The sequence below is a fragment of the Streptomyces sp. SID11385 genome (genome assembly GCF_010548245.1).
GTDB lineage: Bacteria > Actinomycetota > Actinomycetes > Streptomycetales > Streptomycetaceae > Streptomyces.
Genome location: NZ_JAAGLR010000626.1, coordinates 1 through 6,730 on the forward strand (window position 1 = coordinate 1; position 6,730 = coordinate 6,730).

Annotated in this window: 5 protein-coding genes and 1 pseudogene; 3 read left to right on the top strand and 3 right to left on the bottom strand. The window is 74.2% G+C overall.

Going from position 1 to position 6,730, the window contains the following annotated elements; translation table 11 throughout:
• Positions 1-598: pseudogene (locus tag G3I42_RS19175) on the bottom strand (Toxic cation resistance protein); the annotation flags it as partial.
• A gap of 266 nt (positions 599-864) precedes the next feature.
• Here G3I42_RS19175 and G3I42_RS19180 point away from each other — a divergent pair.
• On the top strand, positions 865-3,225 hold the full coding sequence (locus tag G3I42_RS19180; RefSeq protein ID WP_164287578.1) for an LPXTG cell wall anchor domain-containing protein: 2,361 nt from the start codon (positions 865-867) through the stop codon (positions 3,223-3,225).
• A gap of 109 nt (positions 3,226-3,334) precedes the next feature.
• On the opposite strand, the gene G3I42_RS19185 is transcribed toward G3I42_RS19180, so the two are convergent.
• The gene (locus G3I42_RS19185) at positions 3,335-4,807 is read right to left on the bottom strand and encodes an MDR family MFS transporter (RefSeq protein WP_203607024.1); all 1,473 of its coding nucleotides are present in this window, start codon (positions 4,805-4,807) and stop codon (positions 3,335-3,337) included.
• Between the two features lie 93 nt (positions 4,808-4,900).
• Here G3I42_RS19185 and G3I42_RS19190 point away from each other — a divergent pair, with 93 nt between their 5' ends.
• Positions 4,901-5,515 carry a TetR/AcrR family transcriptional regulator gene (locus G3I42_RS19190; protein WP_164287582.1) on the top strand — a complete coding sequence of 205 codons (615 nt, stop codon included), beginning with the start codon at positions 4,901-4,903 and terminating at the stop codon, positions 5,513-5,515.
• Positions 5,516-5,623: 108 nt separating this feature from the next.
• Here G3I42_RS19190 and G3I42_RS19195 read toward each other — a convergent pair whose 3' ends face one another.
• On the bottom strand, positions 5,624-6,457 hold the full coding sequence (locus G3I42_RS19195; protein ID WP_164287584.1) for an alpha/beta hydrolase: 834 nt from the start codon (positions 6,455-6,457) through the stop codon (positions 5,624-5,626).
• 92 nt (positions 6,458-6,549) lie between these two features.
• Here G3I42_RS19195 and G3I42_RS19200 point away from each other — a divergent pair.
• Positions 6,550-6,730, top strand: a 181-nt coding sequence (locus tag G3I42_RS19200; RefSeq protein WP_164287586.1) for a GntR family transcriptional regulator, incomplete at its 3' end; no start/stop codon positions are given.

A 6,730-nucleotide genomic window follows, 5' to 3' on the forward strand; every position in this document is an offset into this window, starting at 1 on the left:
GGGCCTCGGGTGCCGGTACGGGCTCCGGTGCGACGGCCTGCGCGGCCTCCGGCTCCGGTACGGCCTCCGGCTCGACGACCGGCGCGGGCTCCGCCTCGGGCTCGCTCACGGCGGGGGTCTCGGCGGGGCTCGCGGCCTCCGCCTCCGCCTCCGCCTCCGCCTCCGCCTCCGCCTCCGCCTCCGGCTCCACGGCGTCCGGCTCCCGTACCGTCTCGGCCTCCGCCTGCGGGTGCGCCTCCGCCTCCTCCGCCGGCTCCGCCGGGTGCGGGATCGTCGGGCGGTCCTGGGCGCGGTCGAAGGCCGCCGCCACCAGGTCGTCGGCGAGTGTGGCGTCGGTGGAGCGGCGCTGCTCGGGGAGGGGTTCGGGCTGGGGCTCGGTGCGCGGTTCGGGCTCGGTTTCACCCGTACGGGCGGCCGGGACGGTGGGGGCCGCGGCTTCCGCGTCCCGCGCGGGGGTCTCCTCGCGGGGCGCGGCCCCGGTCGGCTCCCCCGCCTCCGGGGCCCGCGGTGACTCCTGCGCCTGCGCCTCGGCCTCCGCCTCCGTCGGCTCCGCCTTCCGGCGTCCGAAAGCGTTCCGCAGCAGATCCAGAATGCCCATGCGCGCACCCCTTCGCGTCAGTTGGTTCACGGCTTGGTTCCCGGCGATCCGTGGCCAGGGCGGATACGTAAGGTTAGCCGCCCTTCAAGGCGCTCGGCGGAAGGGTCGCGGGCCCCGAGGCGGCCGTCACTCCGGTACCACCCTGCCCGCATCTGTGTGATTTTCGGACGGTCTGTCGGTGTGCTTACCGCTCCGCTCTCCGTCCCTCCTGTCGCATACCGGCACGGCTGTGTCCGAAGTGACGACATGCGGTGGTGAGGGTACGGATGACGAGGGACGTAAGGGAAAGGCGCCTGCTCCGGCTGTGGGCCCTGTGGTGCGGGGTGCTGCTGGTGGCCGTGGGCGGGGGTGTCCCCGCGTACGGTGCGCAGCCGCGCGCGGCGGAGAACCCGCTGTCGATCACGTACGTGGCGCGGGACTGCCCCCAGTACAGCGACATCATGGCCAACAAGGCGCGCAACAACATCCAGGAGTCGCTGCGCGACCTCGGCCCGAACTCGAACTACGGCAGCTCCGAGGCGGTCTCGGCGGCGAAGGAGGCGGCGGGCACCCCGCTGCCGCCCTGCGAACCGCTCACCGGCTGGACGTTCTCCACCGGCAGGAACATCACCGGCCCCACGGCGGCCACCCAGAACCTGAGCACCGTCACAGGGCCCATCCGGCAGAACATCACGACCTCGGCGAGCACCCCCGAGCTGGACGCGGCGGGCAACCCGACGGGCCGCACCCTTCAGGGAGCCGTCACCGTCCCCCTCAATGACGCCGAGGTCGCCGCGGTCAACGCCAACGCCCTGTGGACCCAGGGCGGCACCCCCGCGCAGCCGCTCAACGGCAAGCAGGAGCAGTACGGTTTCGGCGCGCTGCGCTGCGCGCAGGACGCCCTCAACGGCGACAACGTCGAGCGCGTCTCGTTCCCGTCCGGCGCCCGCCACGTCTTCTGCTACTACTACGCGGTGACGCCGCCGCCGGGCGCGGGCACGATCAAGGTCGTCAAGCACATCGAGGGCGCGGGCCAGGGCGACTTCCGCATGAACGGGAACCTCTCCTACGCCGACACCAACAATGACGGCGTCAACGACTTCGTGCTCTCGGCGTCGACCGGCAAGGACGCCTCGCAGACCTTCGTGCGCGGGGAGTCGGACATCGACAGCAACCCGTGGACGTTCCAGGAGGCCTTGGAGCCCGGCAGCGGCTGGGAGCTGGTCGGGAGCCCCGACTGCGTGGCGCGTGCGGCGGACGGCGGTACCGGCCGGAGCGCGATCAGGACCGATTCGGCGGGCAAGGTGGAGATCGGGCTCGTCGAGGGCGAGACGGTGACGTGCACGTACACCAACAGCCGCAGCGGCGGTGAGGGCCTGTTGCAGAAGGAGACCCTCGGCGGGACCGGCACCTTCGACATCGACTTGGACGTGCCGCCGGGGGCGCCGCCCGTCGAGGTGAATCCGGTGACGACGACGCGGCCGGGCGTGCCCGAGACGGTCGCCGGTTCGCAGGAGGTCGTCACCGGCACGTACACGGCGATCGAGCACAAGCCCGCCCCGGACGGGCGCGGCACCTGGGAACTGACGAGCGCGGTCTGCGACGGCGAGGAGGTGCCCATCACGGACACGGGCGACACCTGGCGGGTCGCGCACGAGGTCACGGCGGACGAGAACCCGCACTGTCTGCTCACCAACACCTATACGCCCGCCGGCGCGATCGCGATCGAGAAGGTCACCCGGGGCGGGACGGGCACCTTCGGCTACGGCGTGACTCCGCACCCGGCGGTCACGGGCCCCGCGGACGGCACCGCGCTGTACCGGGGCGAGGCGACGACGGAGGCGGAGGACGCGGTCACCCCGGCGGTGCGCGAGGACGGCGAGCCCGGCCCGGTCGCGAACGAACTGCGGGTGGACGACCGGCTCCGTTACACGGTGCAGGAGTACCTGCCCCCGGCGACGGACGCGGGCCGCTGGGTCCTGGAGTCGGTGGACTGCGGCGACGCGCAGGTGGGCCCGGTCCGGCCGGGCAGCTCCAGCGTCGAGGTGCGCCTGACACCCGAGGACCCCAGGCCCACCTGCCGTTTCACCAACCGCTACGAGGCGGCGGGGACGCTCGACGTCATCAAGACGACGAGCGACGACGAGAAGCTGCGCCCGGACGCCGCGCATCTCGAACTGAACTGCGCGGACGGCACGGAGGCCGGCATCGACATCGAGCCGGGCGCTTCCGGCGGCAGCCTCCCGCAGCAGACCTTCACCACGGCCACGACCTGCACGGTCACCGAGCCCAGCAACGGCGCGGCGGCGGACGCGGACGTGGAGACGAGCGCGAGCCTGATGGTCGACGACGGGGAGCAGCGGCCGGTGAACCTGGGCGAACCGTTCGAGGTACGGCCGGGCGAGAGCACGGTGTTCCGCGTCGCGAACGCCTTCACGGGCCCGTCCCCGTCCCCGTCCCCCTCGCCCACCCCGGGCCCCAGCGACTCCCCGCACCCGTCCCCCTCGCCGTCGTCCCCGGGCGTGCTCCCGCACACGGGCGACGACGGGTCCTGGCTCGCGCCGACCGCCGGCATCGCCTTCGCGCTGCTGCTCGGCGGCGGGGTCCTGCTGCGGATGGCGTGGGTACGGAGGCGGAGGTACCAGTGAGGCGGTGACGTGCCGGGCCGGGGGCTTCGGCGCCGCTGAGGCCGCGGACCGGTGACGCCCCCGCGGGGTGAGTGAGTGCCCACTCACCCCGCGGGGGCGTCCCGCGTGCTCAGCGGGCGGGTGCCGCCGGTTCCGCCTTCGCCGGCCGGGGTGCGGGGCCCCGGCCGCGCAGGGGGACCTCCTTCAGGTACAGCGAGGCGAGGAACCCGGCGGCGCAGACGGCGGCGACGAGGACGAAGATGTGCGAGACGCCGCTCGCGGTGCCCGCGCTCGCGCCGCGGTCGCCCGTCGCCGCCGCCAGGAGCGAGCCCGCGACGGCGACCCCGAGCGAACCGCCCAGCGTGCGCGAGAGGTTGGAGGCGGCGGACGCGGCGCCGAGGTCGCGCATGCCGACGCTGTTCTGCGCGATCGTCGAGGCCATCTGCATGAGCAGCCCGAGGCCCGTGCCGAGCAGGACGAGGTAGCAGCTCGTCAGCCACCGCGGCGTACCCGTGTCCATCGTGGCGAGCAGCACGCTGCCGAGCGTGAGGAGCGCGGTGCCGAGGACGGGGAAGATCTTGTACCGCCCCGTACGGGACATGAGCTTGCCCGCGACGTTCGAGACGAGCGCGACCGGCGCCATGAGCGGCAGCAGGAGCAGCCCCGAGTTCGTCGCGGAGGCGCCCTGCACGGTCTGCTGGAACAGCGGCAGGTAGAGCGAGCAGCAGAACATGACGACCCCGGCGGCGAGGACGAGCGCCTGCGCGAGCGGGAAGTTGCGGTTTGCGGTGAAGAGGGTGAGGGGCAGTACGGGCTCGGGGGCGCGGCGTTCGACGGCGAGGAAGCCCGCGAGCGCGAGCAGCCCCGCGCCGAAGGCGGCGAGCACCTGCCAGGACCCCCAGGCGTACGTGCTCCCCGCCCACGTCGCGGCCAGCACGACGCCGCCGATCGCGACCGTGAGCAGCGCGATGCCGCCGTAGTCGATGCGTACCGCCTTCGCCCGCACGGCGGGCAGCTTGAGCCGTACCCCGACCCACACAAGGGCGAGCAGCCCGAGCGGCAGGTTGACGTAGAAGGACCAGCGCCAGCCGAGGTGGCCGGTGAGGACTCCGCCGAGGAGCGGGCCGCCGACCGTGCCGAGCGCCATGACGGTGGCGGTCATGCCCTGGTAGTGGCCGCGTTCGCGCGGGGGCACGAGCGCGCCGATGAGGGCGAAGGCCCCGGCGCCGAGGCCGCCCGCGCCGATGCCCTGCACCGCGCGGAAGGCGATGAGCTGGTCCATGGACCGGGCGGCGCCGGAGAGCGCCGAGCCGAGGAGGAAGACGCCGATCGAGGCGAGGAAGAGCCGCTTGCGGCCGTACAGGTCGCCGAGTTTGCCCCATACGGGCGTCGAGACGGCGGTCGCGAGGGTGTACGCGGTGACGACCCAGGACAGGTGCGCGAGGCCGCCCAGCTCCCCGACGATCGTCGGCATCGCCGTCCCGACGATGTTGTTGTCGAGCATCCCCAGCAGCATCGCGAGCATGACCCCGAGCAGCGTCCAGCGCAGGCCGGCGGGGGGCGGGGGTGCTTCGGGAGCGGGGGCGGGCGCGGAATCAGGCATGACGCCCATGAAAGCTCACTCATGCAAAAAGTGCAATGACACAACTTTATGTATCGCACCACTTCGTGTGCGGCCTCGCGTAAACTGGACGGCATGAGTGCCAGCCCCGCGTCCCCCGCCACTCCCGCCACGCCTCCCGCCGCCACCGGCCGCCGCGAACGAAAGAAGGCGGCGACCCGCCGGTCCCTCGCGGACGCGGCGCTCCGCCTTTTCCTGGAGCGCGGCTACGACAACGTGACGCTGAAGGAGATCGCGGACGAGGCGGACGTCTCGACGACGACGCTGCTCAAGCACTTCCCGGGCAAGGAGGCGCTGGTCTTCGACGAGGACACCGACCAGGAGGAGGCCCTTGTCTCCGCCGTCCGCGACCGCCCGGCGGGCACGAGCGTCCCGGCGGCGCTGTACGCGTACATCAGTGGCGGTACGTGGCGGAAGAACGCCGATCGCGAGGGCTTCGCCGCCTTCCAGCACCTGATCCGCGCCACCCCGCCCCTCGCCGACTACGCGCACCGCATGTGGATGCGCCACGAATCGGCCCTGGCCGCGGCGGTCGCCGCCGCCGCGGGCGCCCCGCCGACGGACCCCCGCAGCACGGCCCTCGCCCACTTCGCCCTGGAGGCCCGGGCGTTGGCGCACCGGGCGGAGGACCCGGAGGAGGCACTGCGGGTGGCGTTCGAGCTGCTGGAGGAGGGGTGGGGGGACCGGTAGGGAGCGGGGACGGCCGCCGCGCCCGGCCACCCCGAGCCGGACGCCGCGCCCGGCCGTCCGCGCACCGCAGGGGTCCCGCCGGACCCGTCAGCCCGCACGCCGGACCCGTCAGCCCCTCCTGCCCGAGCGCGGGTCGACCGCCGTCCGCAGCCAGTCCGACACCACCCCGCCGAAGTGTTCCGGCGCCTCCAGCGGGGGCAGGTGGGCGGCTCCCGGGACGATCTCCAGCCGGGCGTCCGGGAAGAGGGCGGCGAGGGCGCGGGCGGTGGGGACCGGGGTGTACGTGTCCAGCTCGCCCACCACGACCAGCGCGGGGGCGGTGAACCGGCTCAGCGCCTGGCGGTAGTCGGGGCGCAGGGCCCGGCCGCGCAGCGCGGCGGCGGCTCCGGCGGGGGGCGTGCCGCGCATCATGCGGCGCACGTGCGCGGTGACGGGGGACTCGGGCGGCGTCGCGGTCATCCGGGGCAGCACCTCCTCCGCGTACGGGGCCATGCCCTCCCGTTCGAGCCGCGCCGCCAGCTCCGCGCGCGCCCGTACGCCCTCCGGCGACTCCGCCTCCGGGGTCGTCCCCACGAGCAGCAACCCCTTTACCCGCGGCCCGAATCGCCGCACGCACTCCATCGCGATCTGTCCCCCCATCGACAGCCCGCCGAGCACGAAGTCGCCGACCCCGCGCGCGTCGAGCAGCCGGGCGAGGTCGGCCGCGAAGGTGGCGAACTCGACCGTGCCTGGGGTGACTTCGCTTTCGCCGTAGCCGCGCAGGTCGGGCACGAGGACACGTCGGCGCGGCGCGAGGCGTTCGCGGAGCGGGGTCCAGAGGGTGCGGTCGAAGGGGGTGCCGTGGAGCAGGACGAGGGGGAGCGGGGCGCCAGGCGCGGGGGCGGGGCCGGCGTCGTCGTGGGCGAGGGCGATCGGGGGCGGCGAGAGCTGCGGGGATGTCATGCGGGGGACGGTAGGGAGGAGCCGGGACGCGGTGCAATCATGGCGATTGCTCTCGGTGCAATCCCGTGCCGGGGCGATCCGGAAGGCCGGTCATGGACGAGTACCTGCGCCACGCCCACGTCCTCGCGCACCGCATCCTCTCCGGCCGTCTCCGCCCCGGCGACCGCCTCCCGCCGCAGCGCGCCTACGCGCGCGAGCAGGGCATCGCGGCCTCGACCACCGCCCGCGTGTACGGGGAGCTGCGGCGGCGCGGGCTCGTCGTCGGGGAGGTCG